Raw genomic sequence first — 21,037 nt, forward strand, 5'->3', positions numbered from 1 at the left:
CCGGCTTGCCGGCGATGGGCTGCACAGCAGCCCCAAGTTCGTCAGGCCGTGGTGCTGACCATCCCGCCCGCGCTGCTGCCACCCGTTTTCTGTAATGCTTCGAGCAACTGCGCGGTGGCCTGCAGGATTTCACCATTGATGGTGGCGATGCTCGCCTGCTTGGCGGACACAGCTGCCAGCTTGGTGGTTTCGTCCATCTTCTGCGCCATCAACTGGGCCAGTTGCTTCTGCTCCTCGGCCAATTGCTTCTGCAGCTTCTTGATCATCTCGCGCAATTGCCTGATGTGCGCAGGCTCCGAACTTTCACTGCTGCTCTGGGCACCTTGAGTCTGGCCACCACCGTTCACCTTCGACGTGTCGGCCTGGGTGCCGACCCCATTCTCTTCAGTCTTTTGCGCATCCTGGCTGTCGGCGGCCTGGGTTGTGCTCAGCGCCTGGCTCGTGGTGCTGATGCTGACTGCTGCAATACCTGTCATGTCTTTCTCCCTGCGTTGCAAATGGGTCCTTGGGTTGTTCTGCCTATCGGCCGACAGGCGCAGGCCTTTAGCCCCTGCTGCAAGTGGCCGATCGGCCGCCAGTAAATTCCCCATCGTTTGGCTCGTTCCACCCAATGTACAAACGCAGGCGCCGGTCTCTCCCGGCGAGCGTCAACATTCGACCATTATGGAACCGCAGCCATGAGCCAGTCTGCAAAACCGGAAACCATCAAGGACCTGATCGGCGTGGGCTTCGGCCCTTCCAACCTGGCCCTGGCCATCGCCCTGGAAGAACTCGCCGAGTCCCACGGCCATGCCCTCGACGCGCTGTTCATCGACAAGCAGCAGGACTATCGCTGGCATGGCGAAACCCTGGCCACCCAGAGCGAGCTGCAGATCTCGTTCCTCAAGGACCTGGTGTCGCTGCGCAACCCCACCAGCCCCTACAGTTTCGTCAACTACCTGCACCAGAAGCAGCGCCTGGCCGACTTCATCAACCTCGGCACCTTCTACCCCTGCCGCCTCGAGTACAACGACTACCTGCGCTGGGCCGCCGAGCACTTCGCCACCCAGGCGGTATATGGCGAGGAAGTGCTGCGCATCGAGCCGGACGTGCAGGCCGGCCGGGTCGAGCACCTGCGCCTGGTCTCGCGCGACGCCCAAGGCCGCGAATACAGCCGCCGCACCCGTTCGGTGGTGGTCGGTAGCGGCGGTACGCCGAAAATCCCGGAAAAGTTCGGTGCCTTCAAGGACGACCCGCGGGTATTCCACCATTCCCAGTACCTGAGCAGCCTGAACAAGCTGCCATGCACTGCCGGCAAGCCGATGCGCATTGCCGTGATCGGCTCGGGCCAGAGCGCCGCCGAGGCGTTCATCGACCTCAACGACAGCTATCCGTCGGTCAAGGTCGACATGATCCTGCGCGGTTCGGCGCTCAAGCCTGCCGATGACAGCCCGTTCGTCAACGAGATCTTCTCGCCGGACTACACCGACCTGGTCTACAACGAACCGGCCGACCAGCGCAGCAAGCTGCTAGGCGAATACCACAACACCAACTATTCGGTGGTCGACCTCAACCTGATCGAACGCATCTACGGCATCCTCTACCGGCAGAAGGTCGCCCACCAGTACCGCCACAACGTGCTGTGCCGGCGCCAGGTCGAAGCCGTGGTGGCCACCCGCGAAGGCCTGGAGCTGACACTGCGCGACCTCGCCACCGGCCAGCAGCAGACCCACCGCTACGACGCGGTGATACTCGCCACCGGTTACGAGCGCCGCTCGCACCGTGACCTGCTGGCGCCCCTGGCCGGCTACCTGGAAGATTTCAGCGTCGACCGCAACTACCGCGTGCTGGCCAGCCCCGACCTGCAGGCCTCGGTGTACCTGCAGGGCTTCTGCGAAAACAGCCACGGCCTGAGTGACACCCTGCTCTCGGTGCTGCCGGCGCGCGCTGCGGAAATTGGCCGCGCGCTGTACCAGGACCTGGCGCAGCTGCACGGCAAGCCGCAACCGGCAGTGGCCCTGACCCGCGCCTGATCCCCTGCAAGACCAGCACTGCCCTCCAGGCATGTACAGGTCCTGTAGGAGCGGCCTTGTGTCGCGAAAGGGCTGCAAAGCAGCCCCGGCAATTTGTGCGTCTGCGCTGAAACCCTGGGGCTGCTGCGCAGCCCTTTCGCGACACAAGGCCGCTCCTACAGCGGTCGCGCCAGCTTTCAGGTTTCTTTGCCCGAAACATTTGCTTGCATTTAAAACGGCAGGTTTTCGATTCTCATTCGTCCTTATCAATACAGCCCCTCTTTGGCTGGGCACACGCTCGACTCCCCATTGCAGAAGACCGTCAGATGGCCAAATCACCGAAAAAATCCAAATCCAGGCTGTGGTTCCTGGTCCACAGCTGGCTCGCCTTGCCGATCTGGTTCTTTGTCCTGATCGTCTGCTTCACCGGCATGCTCGCGGTGGTCAGCCAGGAAATCGTCTGGCTGGCCGACCCCGCCGTGCGCGCCAACAAGCCCGGCGCCGACGCCGAGCGCCTGAGCTTCCAGCAGGTACTGGACGCCCTGCACAAGGCCGAGCCGGACATGGTGGTGGAGCGGCTGATCCAGCCCGACGGTTCGCACTTCGCGGTCAAGGCCAATGTCACCCTGCCTGACGGCACCAGCCCGACACTGTATGTAAACCCCTACACCGGGGCCATCCAGGGCAAGACCCCGGACTTCAACTTCGAAGCCTTCACCCGCGCCTTGCACGGCTGGTGGCTGGTGCCGTTCACCAGCGGTTTCAGCTGGGGCTGGTACCTGGTGTCGCTGCTCGGCCTGCCCATGCTGGCTTCACTGGTCACCGGCCTGGTGGTGTACAAGAAGTTCTGGAAGGGGTTCTTCAAGCCGGTGCGCACCGGCCATGGTTCGCGAATTTTCTGGGGCGACCTGCACCGCCTGGCCGGGGTCTGGTCGATCTGGTCCATCGCGGTCATTTCCATCACCGGCACCTGGTTCCTGATCCAGGCAATCCTGGCCGACAACCACATCACCATTTCCAGCCGGCCCATCGTGCCGGTGATCGCCCGTGAGGACGTGCCGCAAACCCCGAATGGCAGCCCGGCAGCGCGCATCGACCTGGATGAAGCGGCACGCATCGCCGGCCTGGCGGTTCCGGGGCTGGAGATCAGCTTCATCTCGCTGCCGGCTACCGCCTACAGCCACATCACCCTGGCCGGACCAGGCTGGTACCCGCTGATGTTCCAGAGCGCCTCGGTAAACCCGTACACGCGTAATGTCGACAGTCAGTTCCTGATCAGCGACCGCTCCGCCCTGGAGTTCGTCACCGAGTCGATGCGCCCGCTGCACACCGGCGATTTCGGCGGCCTGCCGATCAAGCTGGTGTGGTTCTTCTTCGGCCTGGTCCTCACCCTGATGGTGTTCAGCGGTTTGCTGATCTGGACCAAACGCACCGCCCAGGCCACCGCCGCCGCCCTCAAGCGCAGCGAGCGCGCACCGCGCATGGCGCGCCATGAACCCACCGTGGAGATCCGCCCATGAGCCAGGCCCAAGCCGTGACCGTCAGCCCGCTGAAGCAACTGTGGCTGAAGTGGCGTTTTCACTTGAACATCCTGCTGATTCTCATCCCGCTGGGCTTCATGCCCAAGTACTTCGCCGAGGCCAAGCTGTTTCGCGGCGAAGCGGGGCTCGGCGCCAATGTGATCCACGACATCCAGGTCGGCCCCTATACCCTGGACCTGGCCGAGATGCGTGACGAGGCGCCCCGCGCCGATGGCCCGGCCGGCCACTTCAAGGTCTTCAATGCATCGCTGTGCAAGGCCTGCGTCAACGGCGTCAAGGCGGCCTACCTGCGCATCGGCAAACCGCGCAGCCTGCGCGCCGCCGGCACGATTTTCTTCGGTGCGCCGTACAACATGGGCACCTCGTTGCCGATCCCGCCACGCACCAAGCCCGACGCGCAGATCTGGATCACCCTGGAAGGCTGGGACGGCAGCATGCACCAGGCGTCGGTCCCTCTGGCCAAGGCATCGCCAGCCACCGTGGCCTGGCTCGAGAAACAAGGAGGCAAGAAATGAAACACCTGATACGCACCCTCGCCCTGCCCTTGCTGGTGCTGGCCGCCTGCCCGGCCCTGGCGCACAACCCGATGTGCGAGTGTGAAGAGCTGGCCGGCGGCCAGGTCAAGTGCACCGGCGGCTTCTCGGACGGCAGCGGCGCCCCCGGAGTTACCCTGGATGTGATCGGCTACGACGAACAGGTGCTGGTCGGCGGCAAGCTCGGTGATGACTCGACCCTGACCTTCAAGCGCCCGGACGGCGAGTTCTACGTGCTGTTCGATGCCGGCCCCGGGCACGTGGTGGAAGTCGACTACGCCGATATAGCCCAGCCATGAGCCGCGTCCAAGTGATTCGCCCGGCCGGCGCCGGGCACGAAACCCTGTACGTGCTGCTGGTCAGCCTGCTGATCGTGGTACTCGCCACCGGCGTGGTGCTGCTGCGCGGCGAACGCGAGGATGAACAGGCCATCGCCAGCCACCAGATAGACGCCCGTCGCGACCTGACCGCCGCCGAGCAAGGCCTGTACACCGACTTGCGGGTGGCCTTCGACGAAATCCAGCTGCTGCGTGAAGAGAACACCGCTGCGCCCAGCGTACAGGCACTTGCCGAGGAAGGCCTGCCGCCGTTCGTGGTCGATGCCGGCAGCCAGGGCCGCGGCAGCCACCAATGGTCGTGGCTGGAGACCGGGGCGTACCTTGGCCGCAGCCAGGCCCCGGAAGTGGCCGGCAGCCTGCTGCTGATCCTGCCGGCCAACAGCACCGGCCAGGCCGATGTCTGGCTGCGCCGCGACAGCGCCGCCGTGACCCCGGACGACCTTGGCCAGGCCGCCCTGATCGCCGCCGGCTGGCAGCAGGTGGTCAGCCATTACGACGCCGGGGTCACCCGCGAACACCGTCATTGAACCCAAGGAATTCCCCATGCTCCGCTCCGCCCTCGCCCTGCTCCTGGCCATTGCCCTGCCGGCACAGGCCCTGGCCGATAACGGCAAGCCCCTGCGTATCGGCATTACCCTGCACCCCTACTACAGCTATGTGAGCAACATCGTCGGCGACAAGGCCGAAGTGGTGCCGCTGATTCCGGCAGGGTTCAACCCCCATGCCTACGAGCCACGGGCCGAGGACATCAAGCGCATCGGTACCCTGGACGTGGTGGTACTGAACGGCGTCGGCCATGACGATTTCGCCGACCGCATGATCGCCGCCAGCGAGAAGCCCGACATAAACACCATCGAGGCCAACCAGAACGTACCCTTGCTGGCGGCCACCGGTATTGCCGCCCGCGGCGCCGGCAAGGTGGTCAACCCGCACACCTTCCTGTCGATCAGCACCACCATCGCCCAGGTCAACAACATCGCCCGCGAACTGGGCAAGCTCGACCCGAACAACGCCAAGCTGTACACGCAAAACGCCCGCGCCTATGCCAAGCGCCTGCGCGCACTGCGTGCCGAAGCACTGGCCAAGGTCACCGAGGCGCCCAGCGCCACCTTCCGGGTCGCCACCATCCATGCCGCCTACGACTACCTGGTACGTGACTTCGGCCTGGAGGTGACTGCGGTGGTCGAGCCAGCCCATGGCATCGAACCCAGCCCGGCCCAGCTGAAGAAGACCATCGACCAGCTCAAGGCGCTGGACGTGCGGGTGATCTTCTCGGAAATGGACTTCCCGTCGGCCTATGTCGAAACCATCCAGCGTGAATCCGGCGAGCGCCTGTACCCGCTTACGCACATTTCCTACGGCGAATACACCAAGGACAAGTACGAAGTGGAGATGAAGCGCAACCTCGACACCGTGGTCCGCGCCATCCAGGAGAACCGCGCATGACCGCCGCCGCCAACCTGGTGACAGCCTGCGGGCCGCGCATCGAGTTCGCCGGCATCGACCTCACCCTGGGCCGCACCCGCATCCTCGAGAATGTCAGCTTCAACGTCGCCGCCGGCAGCGTGCATGCCATCGTCGGCCCCAACGGCGGCGGCAAGAGTTCGCTGATCAAGACCCTGCTCGGGCAGATGCCGCACCAGGGCCAGCTGACCCTGCACTGGCCCGGCGAACGCGAAGTGATCGGCTATGTGCCGCAGGCGCTGGAATTCGACCGTGGCCTGCCGATGACCGTGGACGATTTCATGGCTGCCATGTGCCAGCGCCGCCCTGCCTTCCTCGGCTTGTCGCGTCGCGTGCAGCCGGCCATCGACACAGCCCTGGCGCAGGTCGGCATGCTCGACAAGCGCAAACGGCGCATGGGCGCGCTTTCCGGTGGCGAACGCCAACGCGTGCTGCTGGCCCAGGGCCTGATCCCCGAGCCGCAACTGTTGGTGCTGGACGAACCGATGTCGGCCCTGGATGAAGCCGGCATCCAGGTGTTCGAACAACTGCTGCAGGGTTGGCGCCAGGCCGGCACCACCGTGCTGTGGATCGAACATGACCTGGAAGCCGTGATGCGTCTGGCCGACCGAGTTACCGGCCTGAGCCGCCAGGTACTGTTCGACGCCCCGCCCGCCCAGGCCCTGACCCCGGAGCGCCTGCTCGGCCTGTTCTCCGTTCACCCGCGTAGCGAGAGCCTTGCCTGATGAGTTTTGAAATCTTTCGGCAAACGGTCCAGGACTGGGCCACTGCCGGCTACCTGCCCGAGGCGCTGACCTACGGCTTCGTGGTCAACGCTCTGCTGGCCGGTTTGATGATCGGCCCGGTGCTGGGCGGCCTGGGTACCCTGGTGGTGGTCAAGCGCTTTGCCTTCTTCTCCGAGGCGGTCGGCCATGCCGCGCTGACCGGCGTGGCCATCGGCATCCTGCTGGGCGAGCCCTACACCGGCCCCTACGGCAGCCTGTTCGGCTACTGCCTGCTGTTCGGCATCTTGCTCAACTTCCTGCGCAACCGCACCGGGCTGTCGCCGGACACGCTGATCGGCGTGTTCCTCTCTGTTTCGCTGGCGCTGGGTGCCAGCCTGCTGCTGATGCTGGCCGGAAAGATCAATGTGCACATCCTCGAGAACGTGCTGTTCGGCTCGGTGCTGACCGTCAGCGGCCAGGACCTGGTGGTGCTGGGCATCGTCGCGGTGCTGGTGCTGGCATTGGCAGTGCCGCTGTACAACCGCATCATGCTGGCCAGTTTCAACCCACAGCTGGCAGCCGTGCGCGGGGTGGCGGTGAAAACCCTGGACTACCTGTTCGTGGTGCTGGTGACCCTGGTCACCGTGGCCTCGGTGAAGGTGATCGGGGCCATCCTGGTCGGGGCGCTGCTGGTGATCCCCGCTGCCGCCGCACGCCTGGTCAGCCAGTCGCTGAAGGGCTTTTTCTTCCTGTCGGTGCTGATCGCCACGCTGAGCACGTTGCTGGGCATCCTGCTGCCGATCGTTTTCGACCTGCCGGTGCCGTCCGGCGCCGCGATCATCCTGGTCGCGGGCATCTGCTTCGCCCTGGCGGCGCTGGCCCGCGCCATCGTCCCCCGCCTGCAAGGAAACCCGGCATGAACCTGAAACGCCTGACCCTGGCACTGGCCCTGGCCGGCCTGCCGTCGCTGTCTTTCGCCACGCAAGTGCTGACCACCCTGCCCGTCACCCACAGCCTGGCCAGCGCCTTGCTCGAGGGCACCAAGGTGCAGCTCAAGCATGCAGCGCCCGCCAACCTGCCTGCCAGCCGCCAGCCTTCCTATTTCAGCGGACGCGGTGGCGCCAGCCTGCACAAGGCCGCGCAGCAGGCCGACGCGGTGATCGGCGTGCGCTCGATCTGGCGTGACGACCCGCTGTACCCGATGGCCCGGCGTAGCAATATCCGGATCGTCGAAATCGACGCAGCACGGCCAGTGGATGGCGCGCTGCCGGGCATAGCGGTGAGCGGCGACGAGGCCTATGGCGCATACCCCTGGCTCAACCCGACCAACTTCGGGCGCATGGCCGATGTGGTAGCCAATGACCTGGAGCGGTTGGCGCCGGGCGACAAGACGCAGATCCAGGGCAACCTGGCCGGGCTCAAACGCCAGTTGCTGGAGCTTTCGGCGAGCAGCCAGACACGCTTGGCCAAGGTCGACAACCTGACGGTGGTGAGCCTGTCGGAACGGCTGGGTTATCTGGCCAGCGGGTTGAACCTGGACATGGTCGAGCAGCCGCTGCCAGCCGAGTGGGATGCGACTGCGCTGAAGGCGCTGGGGGACAACCTGAAAGCGCAGGATGTGGCGCTGGTGCTGGACCATCGGCAGCCGGAAGCGGCTGTGGCCGAGGTGATCAAGGCGTCCGGGGCGAAGCTGGTGGTCGTGGAGAGTGACCCTGAGGATGCGTTTGCCGGGTTGAAGGCCAGTGTGGATCAGGTAGTTGCCGCCCTGGGCGAAAGCTGATGTTCTCCTCGCAGTCCCACAGGCCTGCACGGTCCCTGTGTAGGAGCGGCCTTGTGTCGCGATGGGCTGCGCAGCAGCCCCAAGAGATTGTGCAGCACCGCTAAACCCTTGGGGCTGCTGCGCAGCCCATCGCGACACAAGGCCGCTCCTACAGCCAGGCCACCATCAACGCTTCATGCACCGCTGATAACGCTCATCCACCCGCCCGGCAAACCACGCCGTGGTCAGCTTGCGGGTGATCTTCGGGCTTTTCAGCTGGATCCCCGGCAGCACCGCCCGTGGCACCGGCTTGCCGGCCGCTGCATCGGCCAGGGCGAAAACCCCGCTGTACAGCTTGCTGTCCTCGAAGGCCAGACTATCGCCCTGCTCCAGCTGGCTGCGAATCTGCGGGTTGCGCAGGCCCAGCTTTCCTCCCAGTTTGCGTGCCGCCTTTTCAGTGGTCCCGGGCATGATCGAGCCCGGCGCCACCAGGTCGCCATCCAGCGCCAGCGTTACCCCCGTCACCTTGCTCAGTGCCGCCTGGAATGCCGCATTGCGGCTTGCGTACCAGCCCGCGTTGAAATCGGCAAAGCGATACAGCTGGCGATCATAGTTGGCCGAATAGCCTAGCAAGTGGGCGATACCGAAATACATGCCGCCGCGCCGGGTGAACACTTCCTGGCGAATGCTGCCATCATGGCTGTAGGGGTAATCCCGCGCATGCTTTTCGGCAAAGTCGATGCTGACCTGCATCGGCCCACCGGTATGCACCGGGTTCAGCCCGCCCAGCAAGGTCTTGCCCAGCGGTACGCGAGCGATGACTTCGTCGTACAGTTCGCTCAGCTGCTTCTCGCTGCGCACCGCCTGCAAACGCTGCTGGTAGCTCTTGCCATTACCCGACGGCGCCTTCAGTGCACCGTCGACCAGCAGCTTGGGGATGTGCAGGCGCGCAGCGCGGCGGTCGATTTCCTCTCGGGCGATACGCCCCAGGTTGGGCACTTGCGGGTCGGCATTGAAGGTCGATTCCTGCTCGGTCACCGCCAGCACCGCGCACAGGTTGCTCTTGCTGGGGGCAATTCGCTGGGCGTCGAACGCCACCTGGATGTCCCGGGCCCAGCCCTCGCGGTCCTTGGCCTGGGCGGGTAACAGCCGCAGCAGTTGGGAGCGGACCTTGGCCGGGTCCGTCTCGGGCGCTTCCTCACGGCGCCCGGCGCAGCCTTGCAGCAGCGCCAGGGCCATCAACCCGGCAGCCAGTAACCGGCCGTTCAGGGCTGTTCACCGACCAGGTAGGTCTTGCTGATGTGCCGGAACAGCGGGTGGCTGGCACTGCCCATGAGCTCGAACAGAACCATTTCGCGGGTCACCACCTGCGCCCCCGCGGCCCGCATGCGCGCCAGCCCTGCGGCCTTGCTCGCCGGGGTACGGCTATCACAGGCATCCTCGACCACGAACACCTGCTTGCCCAGTGCCAGCAGGCCGAGCACGGTCTGCAGCACACACACGTGGGTTTCCATGCCACAGACAATCACTTGCTCACGCGCCATCAAACTTGCTGGCAGGCACTCGGCGGCCACACAGGAAAAATGGCTTTTCTCCACCACTTCGGCGGCCGGCGCTGCGGCCAGCAGTTCGGCCAGGGTATGGCCCAGGCCCTTGGGGTACTGCTCGGAAATCACCGTCGGCAGTTCCAGCTCGTTCGCCGCTGCCAGCAGCCATCGGGCCCGCGCGCGGGTGCCTTCAGGGTCGCTCATGGCGCCGATGAGTTTTTCCTGGATGTCGACGACCAGCAGCGTGGCCTTGTGGGGATCGATCAGCATTGTCTGCCTCTTGCCTGGGAAAAGGCCTAGCCTCCCCCAGGCAAGCGGTGACGTCAATCAGGCGGACAGCCGAAGCGGTTGCAGCGACGCGGTCAGCGCAGCGAGCACCCGGTCTTCATGCTCATGGATGAAGAAGTGGCCGCCTGGGAACATCTGCAGCGAGAACGCCCCGAGGGTTTCCTTGCGCCAGGCCTGCAATTGCTCGTCACTGGCGCGGTCCTGCATGCCGCCCAACACGTGCAGCGGGCACTGCAACGCCGGCCGCTGGCGGTAGGCGTAGGTACCACACAGCAGGAAGTCGGCGCGCAGGGTGGGCAAGGTCAGGCTCATCAGCTCGGCGTTGGCCAGCACTTCCTCGGGCGTGCCCTGAAGCTCGCGCAACTCGCCGATCAACTCGGCATCGCTCTTGGGCTCGCGCCAGTTCTTGCCGTCGTAGTCTTCGCGCCGGGTCGGTGCTGCGGTGCCGCAGGCAAACAGGGCCAGTGGCGCCGGGCAGCCCAGCGCTTGCAGCTCATGGGCCAACTCGAAGGCCAGCAAGGCGCCCAGGCTATGGCCGAGCAGCGCGTAGGGGGTGCTGGCCGCCAGGCGCTGTTCGGCGGCCAGTTGCCGGGCCAGGGCCTGCATGTCGGTGTGCAGTGGCTCGGCAATGCGCGCGCCACGCCCGGGCAGTTCCACCGGGCGCACCTGCAACCACGTCGGCAGCTTGCGCCGCCAGCGGCTGTAGACCATGGCGCTGGCCCCGGAATACGGCAGGCACAGCAGGTTCAATGCAGTCACTGGGCGGCGGCTTCGGCCATTTTCTGGCGCAGGCTCAGCGGGCGCATGTCGGTCCAGACTTCATCGATGTAGGCCAGGCAGTCCTTCTTCAGGCCGCTCTTGCCTACGGCACGCCAGCCGTTGGGGATGGCTTTGTAGTCGGGCCAGATCGAGTATTGCTCTTCGTGGTTGACCACTACCTGGAACTGGATATCGTCGCGGTCGAAAACGGAAGTCATTGCCTGTCTCCTTGAGTGATGGGTGCTGCTGCGCGCCTGGCGCAGGGGGGCCTTCAAGTAGACGTGGCGTGCGGCGAAAAAATTAGTGGGGCTGACGCGGTCTTCAGGTATCCCGCAACAGGTCGTGGGTATCGAGCAAGCGGAAGGCCACCTGCGGGTTGCGCTCCAGCCCACGGCGGATCGCCGCCGGGATCGACTGCCGGGTCTTGCGGCATAGGCCGAGCTGGTCGTCCAGTTCGATGACGATGCCGCGCATGGTTCGCACTTCGTTGAAACCGGGGGCAATGTGCACGCGAATGCCGAGGTTTTCATACATCCGCTGCTGCAGGCGTTGCAGGTCTTCCAGGTCCTTGAGGTTTTCCAGGCGGTCGAGCAGGCGTTTCTCCTCCTGGCGGGTCAGCAGGAGGATGCGCTGAGCGGCCTGCGGGTGATCGACCAAGTGTTCGCGGCCGCAGTCGCAGGCGCCAGGGGGACAAGGTTGGCGCAGAGGCGGTGTAGTGCTCATGGAGCAATCATAGCCTGTACCGGCCTATTCGCGGGTGAACCCGCTCCTACAGGTCCCGGCTAAAACTTTCCTGTAAGGCAAAAAAAATTCACAAACCTCTAGACCGTCACCCGGCTCTTCGCCTATAAATCGCCTAAAGGAAATTTATATTCCTACCAAGAAATATTTCTTCGCCTCCACGCGAAGCCTCTTTTGCCCTTGTGCCCGACCTGCCCCACTCCATCACGAGGCCTATCCGACATGCATCCCGCTCCCGATCACTTCATCCTGCGCGTCAGTTGCCCGGCCGTGTCCGGCATCGTCGCCGCGGTGACCACCTACTTGGCCGAGCACGGTTGCTACATCAGCGAGATGGCGCAGTTCGACGACGAGGACAACGGGCGCTTCTTCATGCGCGCGGTGTTCCGCTACAACACCGGTGTCACGGGTGACACACCGCAGCTGGAAGCCGGCTTTGCCGATGTCGCCCAGCGCTTCGACATGCAGTGGAGCCTGCACAGCAGTGCCCGGCCGATGCGCGTGCTGCTGATGGTGAGCAAGTTCGACCACTGTCTGTCCGACCTGCTGTACCGCCATGCCAAGGGCGAGCTGGACATGCAGATCACCGCCGTGGTCTCCAACCACCTGGACCTGCGCCCAATGGCCGAGCGCCAGGGCATCCGTTTCGTCTACCTGCCGGTCAGCAAGGACACCAAGGCCGAACAGGAAGCCGCGCTGCTGCGCATCGTCGAGGACACCGGTACTGAACTGGTGGTGCTGGCGCGCTACATGCAGATCCTCTCCGACGACCTGTGCCGCCAGCTGTCAGGCCGGGCGATCAACATCCACCATTCGTTCCTGCCCGGTTTCAAAGGCGCCAAGCCTTATCACCAGGCCTACCAGCGCGGGGTGAAGCTGATCGGTGCCACCGCCCACTACGTCACCAGCGACCTGGACGAAGGCCCGATCATCGAGCAGGAAGTGCAGCGCGTGGACCATGCCTACGCACCGGATGACCTGGTGGCCATCGGCCGCGACACCGAGACCATCGCCCTGTCCCGCGCCGTGAAATACCACCTGGAGCATCGGGTGTTCCTGAACCACGACCGCACGGTGATCTTCAAATGAACGCCACTCCCGGTATCAAGCTGATCGATGGCAAGGCCACCGCGACGCGGGTGCTGGCCGAGGTACGGGAGCAGGTGCAGGAGCTGCGCCAGGGCGGCGTGCAACCGGGCCTGGCGGTGGTGCTGGTCGGCGCCGACGCTGCCAGCCAGGTGTACGTGCGCAACAAGGTGCTGCGTGCCGAAGAGGTGGGCATCCGCTCGCTGGAGCATCGCCTGCCCGCAGACACCAGCCAGGCCGAGCTGCTGACCCTGATCGACCGCCTCAACCGCGACACCGAGGTCAACGGCATCCTCGTGCAACTGCCGTTGCCGGCCCATATCGACGAACACCGCATTCTCCAGGCGATCAGCCCACTGAAGGATGTGGACGGCTTCCACAGCGAGAACGTCGGCGGCCTGGCCCAGGGCCGCGATGTGCTCACCCCGTGCACGCCCAGCGGCTGCATGCGCCTGCTGCGCGATGCCTGTGGCGAACTGCGTGGCAAGCATGCGGTGGTGGTCGGCCGCTCGAACATCGTCGGCAAGCCCATGGCCGCCCTGCTGCTGCAGGCCGACTGCACGGTGACCGTGGTGCACTCGCGCAGCCGCGACCTGCAGGCCTTGTGTCGCCAGGCAGACATCCTGGTGGCCGCAGTGGGCAAGCCACGGCTGATCGGTGCCGACTGGCTCAAGCCTGGCGCGGTGGTGATCGATGTCGGTATCAACCGCATCGACGAAGGCGGCCACAGCCGCCTGGTCGGCGATGTCGACTTCGCCGCCGCCCTGCCCCAGGTGGCCGGCATCACCCCGGTACCCGGCGGCGTCGGCCCGATGACCATCGCCTACCTGATGAAAAACACCCTGCTCGCCCTCGACCTGCAACAACAGGCCGCCCACCAGGAGCGCACCGCATGCCTTTCGCCCTGCTGAAATACGGCCTGAGCGCCGACTACCCGGTGGAGGTCGACCTGCCACCACCGTGCGAACTCAAGCCACGCTATGACGTGGTGATCATCGGCGGCGGCGGCCACGGGGTGGCCATCGCCTACTACCTGGCCAAGTACCATGGCATCACCAATGTCGCCGTGCTGGAGAAGGCCTACCTGGGCGGTGGCAATACTGCGCGCAACACAGCGGTGATCCGCTCCAACTACCTCACCAGTGAGGGTGTGCGCTTCTACGCAGAATCGGTGCGCATGTTCCAGAATCTGTCGAACGAGTTCGACTTCAACATCATGTATTCCGAGCGCGGTCAGCTCACCCTCGCGCACACCGACGCCACCGTGCGCGCCTTTCGCCAGCGCGCCGAGGTCAACAAGCACTTTGGCGGGCGCACTGAAATGATCGACCGCCAGCAGATCCGCGAGCTGGTGCCGAGCCTGAACCTCGACCCCGGTCACCTGCCGGTACTCGCCGGCCTTTGGCACATCGATGGTGCCACCGCCCGCCACGACGCGGTGGCCTGGGGCTACGCCAAGCAGGCTGCCAAGCGCGGCGTCGAGATCCACCAGCTGACCGAAGTGCAGGACCTGCTGATCCGAAATGGCCGCATCGAGGCGGTGAAGACCAACCGTGGCACCGTGCAGTGCGGTTGCGTGGTACAGGCCGTGGCCGGGGCCAGTTCGCTGCTGATGGCCAAGGCCGGCATTCGTGCGCCGATCCACACCTACCCGCTGCAGGCCATGGTCACCCAGCCGTTCAAGCCGTTTCTCGATCCGCTGGTCAGCTCCTCGGCGCTGCACTGCTACGTGCAGCAGACCAGCCGCGGCGAGATCGTCTTTGGCGGCGGCTCCGACCCCTACCCGCTGTACAACACCCGCTCCACCCTCGACCTCAAGGAGAGCCTGCTGGCACACGCCATCGAGATGTTCCCGTTCATGGCCAACGCCAAGCTGATGCGCCAGTGGGCCGGGATCACCGACATGACCCCGGACTACAGCCCGATCATGGGCCTGTCGCCGGTGCACAACTATTACCTGGACGCCGGCTGGGGCACCTGGGGTTTCAAGGCCACGCCGATCTGCGGCAAGACCATGGCCGAGCTGGTCGCCAGTGGCGGCAAGGTGCCGGAACTGATCGCACCCTTTGCCCTGGAGCGCTTCAGCCGCTTCCAGCAAGTCAACGAAATGGGCGCCACCGCGGCCAGCCACTAAGGAGCGACGACGATGAAGATCCTGACCTGCCCCTTGAACGGCCCGCGCAATATCAGCGAGTTCACCTACGGCGGCGAATTCAGGCACATGCCCGACCCGGCCAGCTGCAGCGATGCGCAATGGGCCGACTATGTGTTCAACAGCGACAACCTGGCCGGGGTGGTGACCGAGTGGTGGCTGCACAATGCCTCCAGCTACTGGTTCCTGGCCGAACGCCACACGGTGAGCGACCAGGTGCTGCGCACCTTTGACCCGAAAGAACTGTTCGACCGCCGCGTCGACTTCACCCCCGCCGCCACCCCGGAGATTGCCGGATGAACAGCCACACTCGCCTCCCCGCGCCCATGGGCCTGCTGATCGACCGCGAGCAGCCCCTGCACTTCCAGTTCGACGGCCAGGCCTGCCAGGGCTTTGCCGGTGACAGCATCGCCAGCGCCCTGCTCGGCAGTGGCCGCTGGCTGCTGTCGCGCTCGTTCAAGTACCACCGCCCGCGCGGCCCGCTGAGCATGGCCGGGCAGGATGCCAACACCCTGGTGCAGCTGCCGGACGAGCCCAATGTGCTGGCCGACCTGGAAGCCGCCCGCGATGGCCAGGTAGTCGAAGGGCAGAACTTCAACGGTAGCCTGGCGCACGATCGCGACGCCTACCTGGGCAAGTTTTCGCGCTTCATGCCGGTGGGCTTCTATTACCGCTCGTTCTACAAGCCCAAGGGCATGTGGAAGGTGTGGGAGCCGCTGATCCGCAAGAAGGCCGGCCTGGGCGTGCTCGACCTAGGCTTCAGGCCGCAGTACTACGACAAGGCCTATCTGTTCGTCGATCTGGCCGTGATCGGCGCTGGCCCGGCTGGCCTGCGTGCGGCACTGGACGCGGCCAATGCCGGGGCCAAGGTGTTGCTTGTCGAGCAACAGCCGGTACTTGGCGGCTCGCTCACCTACGCCCGCTTCGACATTGCCGGCACCCGCGCCACCAGCCTGCGCCAGGAACTGCTGGCTGCCGTCGAGGGCCACCCGAATATCCAGGTGTTGCTGGACGCCACCTGCAACGGCTGGTTCACCGACAACTACCTGCCGGTGATCCAGCACAAACGCCTGTACAAGGTGCGCGCCATCCGCTGCCTGGTGGCGGCCGGCTCGTTCGACCAGCCGGTGGTGTTCCGCAACAACGACCTGCCGGGGGTCATGCTGACCAGCGCCGTGCAGCGGCTGATGAAGCTGTACGCGGTCAAGCCGGGCCAGCGCGCGGTAGTCCTCACCGGCCACGATGACGGCTACCTCGCCGCCCTCGACCTGCAGGAGCAAGGCGTGGCCGTGGCCGCGGTGGTCGACATGCGCGCTGCGCCAGCCGATGCCGCACTGGCCGCAGAACTGAAGCGCCGCGATATACCCGTGCACCTGGGCAGCACCGTGTACGAAGCCCTGCACGAAGCGGGCATGCGCCACGTGAGTGGCGTGGATATTCGCCCGATCACCGGCCAGGGCAAGGTCGGCCCGCATGGCCTGCGCCTGGCCTGCGACCTGCTGTGCATGTCGGCAGGCTACATGCCGGTGTACCAGTTGCCGTGCCAGGCTGGCGGCAAGCTGGCCTACGACGTCAACCGCGACGAGTTCGCCATCAGCAACCTGCCGGCCGGGCTGGACATCGCCGGCTCGGTGAACGGCCGTCACGCTCTGGGTAATGTACTGGCCGACGCCACTCGCGGGGCTGCCGATGCGCTGGCAGCGCTGGGCCTGGAAGCGCCGGTGCAGCCAGTGTTCAGTGCCGAAGCCAAGGTCAACTTCCCCTGGCCGATCTTCCCCCACCCCAAGGGCAAGGATTTCGTCGACTTCGACGAAGACCTGCAAGTGCGCGACATCGTCAACGCCACGCGCAGCGGCTACCGCGATGTGCAACTGGTCAAGCGCTTCTCCACGGTCGGCATGGGCCCGTCCCAGGGCCGCCACTCGGCGCTGCCGACCGCCCGCCTGGTGGCCCACGCCACCGGGCGCAGCATCAGCGAAACCGGGGTGACCACCGCCCGGCCACCGTTCCAGGCGGAAAAACTGGCCCACGTCGCCGGCCGCGCCTTCGACCCGTACCGGCAAACGCCCATGCACCGCCGCCACCTGGAAGCCGGGGCGAAGATGATGCCGGCCGGCATCTGGCAGCGCCCGGCCTATTATGGCAAGCCCGAGGACCGCGAACGCTGCATGCAGGAGGAAGCCCGCCATGTGCGCGAGAAGGTCGGCCTGATCGACGTTTCCACCCTCGGTGGCCTGGATGTGCGCGGCCCCGACGCCGCCGAACTGCTGGAGCGCCTTTACACCTTCGGCTTCGCCAAGCTGGCCATCGGCCGCACCCGCTACGCGCTGATGACCAACGAGCATGGCGTGGTGATCGATGACGGCGTGTGCGCCCGGCTGGGCGAGCAGCACTTCTACGTCACCGCCACCACCAGCGGCGTCGACCGCATCTACCAGCAGATGCTGAAGTGGAATGCGCAATGGCGTCTGGATGTGGACGTCACCAATGTCACCGCCGCGCTGGCCGCGGTCAACCTGGCCGGGCCGCTGTCACGCCAGGTGCTGGCCAAGGTGTGTGACGATGTGGACCTGTCGGCCGAGGCCTTCCCTTACCTCGGCGTACGCCAGGGCACAGTGGCCGGCATTGCCGCGCGCATCCTGCGGGTGGGCTTTGTGGGTGAACTGGGCTACGAAGTGCACGTGCCGGCGCGCCACGCCGAGTGCCTGTGGGATACCTTGATGGAGGCTGGCGCGGGGTTGGGCATTCGCCCGTTCGGCGTCGAGACCCAACGCCTGCTGCGCCTGGAAAAGGGCCACGTGATCATCAGCCAGGACACCGACGGCATGACCCACCCGGCGGAGATCGACATGCAGTGGGCCATCGGCCGCAAGAAGCCATTCTTCGTCGGCAAACGCTCGATCGAGATCCTCGAAGCGCAGCCGCTCAAGCGCAAACTGGTCGGCTTCACCCTGCCCAAGGGCAGCCCACAGCCGCTGGAGGGGCATCTGGTGCTGGACGGGGCGGACATCAGCGGCAACGTCACGTCCTGCGAATACTCGCAAACCCTGGGGCAGATCATTGGCCTGGCTTACGCCGGTGCCCATCAGGCCACGCCTGGCATGCACATCCCGATCCGCGTTGAGGGCGGTGTGATGGTCAATGCCAAAGTGGTGCCACTGCCGTTCCACGATCCCGACAACCTGCGCCAGGAGCTCTGAGCCATGACCAGTTTGCAAGCCAAAGCTTTTATTTCACCCGGCCCGCAGGCCGAACTGCTGCATACCTGCGCGTTGACTGACCTGACCGATCTGGCACGGGTCGGGTTTCGCGGGGGCGACAGTGCCGCTTGCCTGCAGGCGCGTGGCTACCGCTTGCCGTCGCTACCCAACCAGGCCGTGCGCCAAGAAGACGGTGGCTGGATAGCGCGCTTGTCACAGACCGAGTACCTGTTGCTGGGCAGCCTGGCCGACGGCGGTGCACGGGTGGCTGCCGAAGAGGCCGGGTGGGTGCAGGATACCCGGCGCAACTACCTGCTGCCGCGCCAGGATAGTCATGCCTGGCTGCAGCTCTCGGGGGTGCATTGCAGCGCGGTGATGGCCAAGTTGTGCGGGGTGGACTTGCGCACCCGGGCGTTTCCCGTTGGGGCGGTGGCGCAGACCTCGGCGGCGCGGATCAACGTGATCGTGCTGAATGTGGGGAGCGATGAGAGGCCGGCGCTGCAGTTGCTGTTTGATCGGGCATCGCTGGCGTATTTCCGTGAAGCGGTGCTGGATGCCATGGATGAGTTCGATGGTGGGTGGGTCGGGGTAGATGAATTGATGCGTTGACCTGCACCGGCCTCTTCGCGGGTAAACCCGCTCTCATAGAACAACACATGACTCATTGGTTCGGCGAGGTCCTGTAGGAGCAGCCTTGTGCTGCGAAGAGGCCGGGGCTGACAAAGCCTGTCTATTGGCTGTACCGGCCTCTTCGCAGCACAAGGCTGCTCCTACAAAGGACGCGTCAGACGAGCGATATTGGTTCTCTGCGCGACAGCGCAGCCCAAAGGGCTGGGCAATCTCCCGAAGGTCAGAGCTGCACCAACCGCTCACGCAGGAAGTTCACAAACCCCTGAACCGGCCGCGCCACCTGCCGGTGCTGGGGGTACACCGCCGACAGCTGCAGTGCTGGCGGCCGCCACTCATCCAGCACTGTCACCAGTCGCCCATCCGCCAGCGCCTGTCCCACGATGAAGGTTGGCAGATAGGTCACCCCCATCCCGGCAATCGCCGCATCCCTTAGCAGCTCGCCATTGTTAGCCCGCATCCGCCCGACTACCTGGATCGTCTGTACCTTGCCGCCCTGGCGGAACTGCCACTGCACCTGCCGCGAATGACCATACGGCAGGCAATCATGCCCAGCCAGTTGCTCCGGCCTGGCCGGCACGCCCCGAGCCTCCAGGTACGCCGGGCTCGCACAATACACCCGCTCGACACTGGCAATGCGCCGCGCAATCAGGCTGGAATCCTCCAGCGCACCAATCCGTAGCGCCAGGTCATAGCCCTCGCCGATCAGGTCCACTGCGCGGTCGCTCAAGTCCACCTCCACATCCACCTGCGGGTGCAACTGCAGGAACTCGGTCAGCAGGCACCCCAGGTGCGCCATGGCGAACGACAGCGGCGCGCTCAGACGCAAGGTGCCACGCAAGGCCTGGGCCTGGCCGCTGATGTCGTGCTCCACCTGCTGCACTTCGCCGAGCAGGCGCAACGCCGACTGGTAGTAGTGCTGGCCCAGCGGCGTGGCATCCAGGCGCCGGGTGGAGCGGTTGAGCAGGCGCACGCCCAGGCGCTCCTCAAGCTGCATCAGGCGCCGGCTGACCGATTGCTTGGACATCCCCAGGCGGTCGGCAGCCGCAGTGAAACTGCCAGCTTCCATGACCTGGGCAAAGATCCGCATGTCTTCGTAAGGGTTCATTGTCTCGCTCTTGGTGACAGTCAAACGCTTTATAGCGGCTTTTTCCCATCAACGCATCTCCCTAATCTACGCACAAGTCGCAGCGATGGCCCTGAAGGCCAGGCAAGACGCCCACTACCAACATTCAACAGAAAAGGATTCGCTCATGAACATTGTCCACAAAACCCTTACCGCTTCCCTTCTGGCCCTGTCCGTTTCCAGCGCCTTCGCTGCTGGCAGCCCGGGTATCGAACAGCACACCCAGGCCTTCCTCGAAGCCCTGGAACAAGGCGGCGGCAAGCCACTGGAGCAGCTCAGCCCGAAAGACGCCCGCGCGGTGCTGACCGGTGCCCAGGCCTCGGTAAAGGTCGATCTCTCGGGTATCGAGGTGAAGGAACGCACCATCCAGGCCAACGGCGAGTCGATCAAACTGCAAGTGGTGCGCCCGGCCAACGTGAAGGGTGACCTGCCGGTGTTCATGTTCTTCCACGGTGGCGGCTGGGTGCTCGGCGATTTCCCGACCCACCAGCGGCTGATCCGCGACCTGGTGGTTGGCTCTGGCGCAGTGGCGGTCTACGTCGACTACACCCCATCGCCGGAAGCGCACTACCCGACCGCGATCAACCAGGCCTACGCCGCCACCCGCTGGGTGGCCGAGCATGGCAAGGAAATTGGCGTGGACGGCAAGCGCCTGGCCGTGGCCGGCAACAGCGTCGGCGGCAACATGGCGGCAGTAGTGGCCTTGAAAGCCAAAGAGGCCGGCACCCCGGCCCTGCGTTTCCAGCTGCTGCTGTGGCCGGTGACCGATGCCAGCTTCGAAACTGCGTCGTACAAGCAGTTTGCCGAGGGGCACTTCCTGACCACCGGGATGATGAAGTGGTTCTGGGACAACTACACCACCGATGCCAAGGCGCGGGAACAGATCTACGCCTCGCCGCTGCGGGCCAGCAGTGAACAGCTCAAGGGCCTGCCGCCGGCCCTGGTGCAAACGGCCGAGTTCGACGTGCTGCGCGATGAAGGTGAGGCTTATGCTCGTAAACTGAATGCTGCCGGGGTAACCGTTACCTCGGTGCGCTACAACGGCATGATCCATGACTACGGGCTGCTCAACCCGCTGCATCAGGTGCCGGCCGTGCAAGCGGCCATGCGCCAGGCCGCCGACGAGCTGAAAGTGCACCTGCAGTAACCTCATCCACGCATGCGGCAGGGCCTGGTGCCCT

The 21,037-nt window shown here is 65.2% G+C and carries 23 protein-coding genes; 16 read left to right on the forward strand and 7 right to left on the reverse strand.

Features of this window, described 5'->3' with window-relative positions; all coding sequences use genetic code 11:
• Positions 1–41: 41 nt before the first annotated feature.
• Positions 42–476, reverse strand: a complete 435-nt coding sequence (locus tag M1D87_RS16595; protein ID WP_123084522.1) for a kinetochore Spc7 family protein — start codon at positions 474–476, stop codon at positions 42–44.
• A gap of 201 nt (positions 477–677) precedes the next feature.
• On the opposite strand from M1D87_RS16595, the gene M1D87_RS16600 reads away from it, so the two are divergent.
• From M1D87_RS16600 to M1D87_RS16640, 9 genes are all read left to right on the forward strand, one after another.
• Positions 678–2,012, forward strand: a complete 1,335-nt coding sequence (locus tag M1D87_RS16600) for a lysine N(6)-hydroxylase/L-ornithine N(5)-oxygenase family protein (RefSeq protein WP_123084521.1) — start codon at positions 678–680, stop codon at positions 2,010–2,012.
• Between the two features lie 305 nt (positions 2,013–2,317).
• Positions 2,318–3,511: a PepSY-associated TM helix domain-containing protein gene (locus M1D87_RS16605; protein WP_421091804.1), complete on the forward strand. Its 1,194-nt coding sequence runs from the start codon at positions 2,318–2,320 to the stop codon at positions 3,509–3,511.
• Positions 3,508–4,047 carry a hypothetical protein gene (locus M1D87_RS16610; RefSeq protein WP_013973132.1) on the forward strand — a complete coding sequence of 180 codons (540 nt, stop codon included), beginning with the start codon at positions 3,508–3,510 and terminating at the stop codon, positions 4,045–4,047. The genes M1D87_RS16605 and M1D87_RS16610 overlap by 4 nt, the downstream gene beginning before the upstream one ends.
• Positions 4,044–4,364: a hypothetical protein gene (locus M1D87_RS16615; RefSeq protein WP_013973133.1), complete on the forward strand. Its 321-nt coding sequence runs from the start codon at positions 4,044–4,046 to the stop codon at positions 4,362–4,364. Before M1D87_RS16610 ends, M1D87_RS16615 begins: the two co-directional genes overlap by 4 nt.
• Positions 4,361–4,930 (forward strand): DUF6162 family protein, encoded by a 570-nt coding sequence (locus tag M1D87_RS16620; protein WP_123084519.1) that lies wholly within the window; start codon positions 4,361–4,363, stop codon positions 4,928–4,930. Before M1D87_RS16615 ends, M1D87_RS16620 begins: the two co-directional genes overlap by 4 nt.
• A gap of 16 nt (positions 4,931–4,946) precedes the next feature.
• On the forward strand, positions 4,947–5,849 hold the full coding sequence (locus tag M1D87_RS16625; protein WP_421091805.1) for a metal ABC transporter substrate-binding protein: 903 nt from the start codon (positions 4,947–4,949) through the stop codon (positions 5,847–5,849).
• Positions 5,846–6,592 carry a metal ABC transporter ATP-binding protein gene (locus tag M1D87_RS16630; protein ID WP_123084517.1) on the forward strand — a complete coding sequence of 249 codons (747 nt, stop codon included), beginning with the start codon at positions 5,846–5,848 and terminating at the stop codon, positions 6,590–6,592. Before M1D87_RS16625 ends, M1D87_RS16630 begins: the two co-directional genes overlap by 4 nt.
• Entirely contained in the window at positions 6,592–7,491 is a 900-nt protein-coding gene (locus M1D87_RS16635; protein WP_123084516.1) for a metal ABC transporter permease, read from the forward strand. Before M1D87_RS16630 ends, M1D87_RS16635 begins: the two co-directional genes overlap by 1 nt.
• A complete protein-coding gene (locus M1D87_RS16640; protein ID WP_123084515.1) occupies positions 7,488–8,351 on the forward strand; it encodes a metal ABC transporter solute-binding protein, Zn/Mn family in 864 nt (287 codons plus the stop codon). Before M1D87_RS16635 ends, M1D87_RS16640 begins: the two co-directional genes overlap by 4 nt.
• A gap of 165 nt (positions 8,352–8,516) precedes the next feature.
• Here the strand turns inward: M1D87_RS16640 and M1D87_RS16645 are convergent, their stop codons facing one another.
• The 5 genes from M1D87_RS16645 to M1D87_RS16665 form a co-directional block, all read right to left on the reverse strand.
• The gene (locus tag M1D87_RS16645) at positions 8,517–9,569 is read right to left on the reverse strand and encodes a DUF1615 domain-containing protein (RefSeq protein ID WP_123084514.1); all 1,053 of its coding nucleotides are present in this window, start codon (positions 9,567–9,569) and stop codon (positions 8,517–8,519) included.
• Between the two features lie 26 nt (positions 9,570–9,595).
• The gene (locus M1D87_RS16650; RefSeq protein WP_123084513.1) at positions 9,596–10,147 is read right to left on the reverse strand and encodes an isochorismatase family protein; all 552 of its coding nucleotides are present in this window, start codon (positions 10,145–10,147) and stop codon (positions 9,596–9,598) included.
• A 57-nt stretch (positions 10,148–10,204) separates the two neighbouring features.
• Positions 10,205–10,924: a thioesterase II family protein gene (locus M1D87_RS16655; protein WP_038409926.1), complete on the reverse strand. Its 720-nt coding sequence runs from the start codon at positions 10,922–10,924 to the stop codon at positions 10,205–10,207.
• The gene (locus M1D87_RS16660; protein WP_003256222.1) at positions 10,921–11,142 is read right to left on the reverse strand and encodes an MbtH family protein; all 222 of its coding nucleotides are present in this window, start codon (positions 11,140–11,142) and stop codon (positions 10,921–10,923) included. The genes M1D87_RS16655 and M1D87_RS16660 overlap by 4 nt, the downstream gene beginning before the upstream one ends.
• 103 nt (positions 11,143–11,245) lie before the next feature.
• Positions 11,246–11,647, reverse strand: coding sequence for a hypothetical protein (locus tag M1D87_RS16665; RefSeq protein WP_023662857.1), 402 nt, complete (start codon positions 11,645–11,647; stop codon positions 11,246–11,248).
• Positions 11,648–11,887: 240 nt separating this feature from the next.
• Between M1D87_RS16665 and purU the strand changes: the two genes are divergently transcribed.
• The 6 genes from purU to M1D87_RS16695 are packed head-to-tail and all read left to right on the forward strand — an operon-like array spanning position 11,888 to position 18,712.
• The gene (gene purU / locus M1D87_RS16670; protein WP_013973142.1) at positions 11,888–12,754 is read left to right on the forward strand and encodes a formyltetrahydrofolate deformylase; all 867 of its coding nucleotides are present in this window, start codon (positions 11,888–11,890) and stop codon (positions 12,752–12,754) included.
• On the forward strand, positions 12,751–13,662 hold the full coding sequence (gene folD / locus M1D87_RS16675) for a bifunctional methylenetetrahydrofolate dehydrogenase/methenyltetrahydrofolate cyclohydrolase FolD (RefSeq protein WP_123084512.1): 912 nt from the start codon (positions 12,751–12,753) through the stop codon (positions 13,660–13,662). The genes purU and folD overlap by 4 nt, the downstream gene beginning before the upstream one ends.
• Positions 13,644–14,885: an FAD-dependent oxidoreductase gene (locus tag M1D87_RS16680; RefSeq protein WP_013973144.1), complete on the forward strand. Its 1,242-nt coding sequence runs from the start codon at positions 13,644–13,646 to the stop codon at positions 14,883–14,885. The genes folD and M1D87_RS16680 overlap by 19 nt, the downstream gene beginning before the upstream one ends.
• A gap of 12 nt (positions 14,886–14,897) precedes the next feature.
• Positions 14,898–15,203, forward strand: a complete 306-nt coding sequence (locus tag M1D87_RS16685) for a sarcosine oxidase subunit delta (RefSeq protein ID WP_013973145.1) — start codon at positions 14,898–14,900, stop codon at positions 15,201–15,203.
• Positions 15,200–18,103: a 2Fe-2S iron-sulfur cluster-binding protein gene (locus tag M1D87_RS16690; RefSeq protein WP_123084511.1), complete on the forward strand. Its 2,904-nt coding sequence runs from the start codon at positions 15,200–15,202 to the stop codon at positions 18,101–18,103. Before M1D87_RS16685 ends, M1D87_RS16690 begins: the two co-directional genes overlap by 4 nt.
• 3 nt (positions 18,104–18,106) lie before the next feature.
• Positions 18,107–18,712: a sarcosine oxidase subunit gamma gene (locus M1D87_RS16695; protein ID WP_123084510.1), complete on the forward strand. Its 606-nt coding sequence runs from the start codon at positions 18,107–18,109 to the stop codon at positions 18,710–18,712.
• A 241-nt stretch (positions 18,713–18,953) separates the two neighbouring features.
• Here the strand turns inward: M1D87_RS16695 and M1D87_RS16700 are convergent, their stop codons facing one another.
• Positions 18,954–19,838, reverse strand: a complete 885-nt coding sequence (locus M1D87_RS16700) for a LysR family transcriptional regulator (RefSeq protein WP_123084509.1) — start codon at positions 19,836–19,838, stop codon at positions 18,954–18,956.
• 145 nt (positions 19,839–19,983) lie between these two features.
• Between M1D87_RS16700 and M1D87_RS16705 the strand changes: the two genes are divergently transcribed.
• Entirely contained in the window at positions 19,984–21,003 is a 1,020-nt protein-coding gene (locus tag M1D87_RS16705; RefSeq protein WP_123084508.1) for an alpha/beta hydrolase, read from the forward strand.
• Positions 21,004–21,037: the final 34 nt, after the last annotated feature.

The organism is Pseudomonas sp. SA233 (assembly GCF_054792385.1).

Bases quoted from the DNA above. Each gene is read 5' to 3' on its own strand.
- M1D87_RS16595 (WP_123084522.1), bottom strand. From the start codon at position 476: ATGACAGGTATTGCAGCAGTCAGCATCAGCACCACGAGCCAGGCGCTG.
- M1D87_RS16600 (WP_123084521.1), top strand. From the start codon at position 678: ATGAGCCAGTCTGCAAAACCGGAAACCATCAAGGACCTGATCGGCGTG.
- M1D87_RS16605 (WP_421091804.1), top strand. From the start codon at position 2,318: ATGGCCAAATCACCGAAAAAATCCAAATCCAGGCTGTGGTTCCTGGTC.
- M1D87_RS16610 (WP_013973132.1), top strand. From the start codon at position 3,508: ATGAGCCAGGCCCAAGCCGTGACCGTCAGCCCGCTGAAGCAACTGTGG.
- M1D87_RS16615 (WP_013973133.1), top strand. From the start codon at position 4,044: ATGAAACACCTGATACGCACCCTCGCCCTGCCCTTGCTGGTGCTGGCC.
- M1D87_RS16620 (WP_123084519.1), top strand. From the start codon at position 4,361: ATGAGCCGCGTCCAAGTGATTCGCCCGGCCGGCGCCGGGCACGAAACC.
- M1D87_RS16625 (WP_421091805.1), top strand. From the start codon at position 4,947: ATGCTCCGCTCCGCCCTCGCCCTGCTCCTGGCCATTGCCCTGCCGGCA.
- M1D87_RS16630 (WP_123084517.1), top strand. From the start codon at position 5,846: ATGACCGCCGCCGCCAACCTGGTGACAGCCTGCGGGCCGCGCATCGAG.
- M1D87_RS16635 (WP_123084516.1), top strand. From the start codon at position 6,592: ATGAGTTTTGAAATCTTTCGGCAAACGGTCCAGGACTGGGCCACTGCC.
- M1D87_RS16640 (WP_123084515.1), top strand. From the start codon at position 7,488: ATGAACCTGAAACGCCTGACCCTGGCACTGGCCCTGGCCGGCCTGCCG.
- M1D87_RS16645 (WP_123084514.1), bottom strand. From the start codon at position 9,569: ATGGCCCTGGCGCTGCTGCAAGGCTGCGCCGGGCGCCGTGAGGAAGCG.
- M1D87_RS16650 (WP_123084513.1), bottom strand. From the start codon at position 10,147: ATGCTGATCGATCCCCACAAGGCCACGCTGCTGGTCGTCGACATCCAG.
- M1D87_RS16660 (WP_003256222.1), bottom strand. From the start codon at position 11,142: ATGACTTCCGTTTTCGACCGCGACGATATCCAGTTCCAGGTAGTGGTC.
- M1D87_RS16665 (WP_023662857.1), bottom strand. From the start codon at position 11,647: ATGAGCACTACACCGCCTCTGCGCCAACCTTGTCCCCCTGGCGCCTGC.
- purU (WP_013973142.1), top strand. From the start codon at position 11,888: ATGCATCCCGCTCCCGATCACTTCATCCTGCGCGTCAGTTGCCCGGCC.
- folD (WP_123084512.1), top strand. From the start codon at position 12,751: ATGAACGCCACTCCCGGTATCAAGCTGATCGATGGCAAGGCCACCGCG.
- M1D87_RS16680 (WP_013973144.1), top strand. From the start codon at position 13,644: ATGCCTTTCGCCCTGCTGAAATACGGCCTGAGCGCCGACTACCCGGTG.
- M1D87_RS16685 (WP_013973145.1), top strand. From the start codon at position 14,898: ATGAAGATCCTGACCTGCCCCTTGAACGGCCCGCGCAATATCAGCGAG.
- M1D87_RS16690 (WP_123084511.1), top strand. From the start codon at position 15,200: ATGAACAGCCACACTCGCCTCCCCGCGCCCATGGGCCTGCTGATCGAC.
- M1D87_RS16695 (WP_123084510.1), top strand. From the start codon at position 18,107: ATGACCAGTTTGCAAGCCAAAGCTTTTATTTCACCCGGCCCGCAGGCC.
- M1D87_RS16700 (WP_123084509.1), bottom strand. From the start codon at position 19,838: ATGAACCCTTACGAAGACATGCGGATCTTTGCCCAGGTCATGGAAGCT.
- M1D87_RS16705 (WP_123084508.1), top strand. From the start codon at position 19,984: ATGAACATTGTCCACAAAACCCTTACCGCTTCCCTTCTGGCCCTGTCC.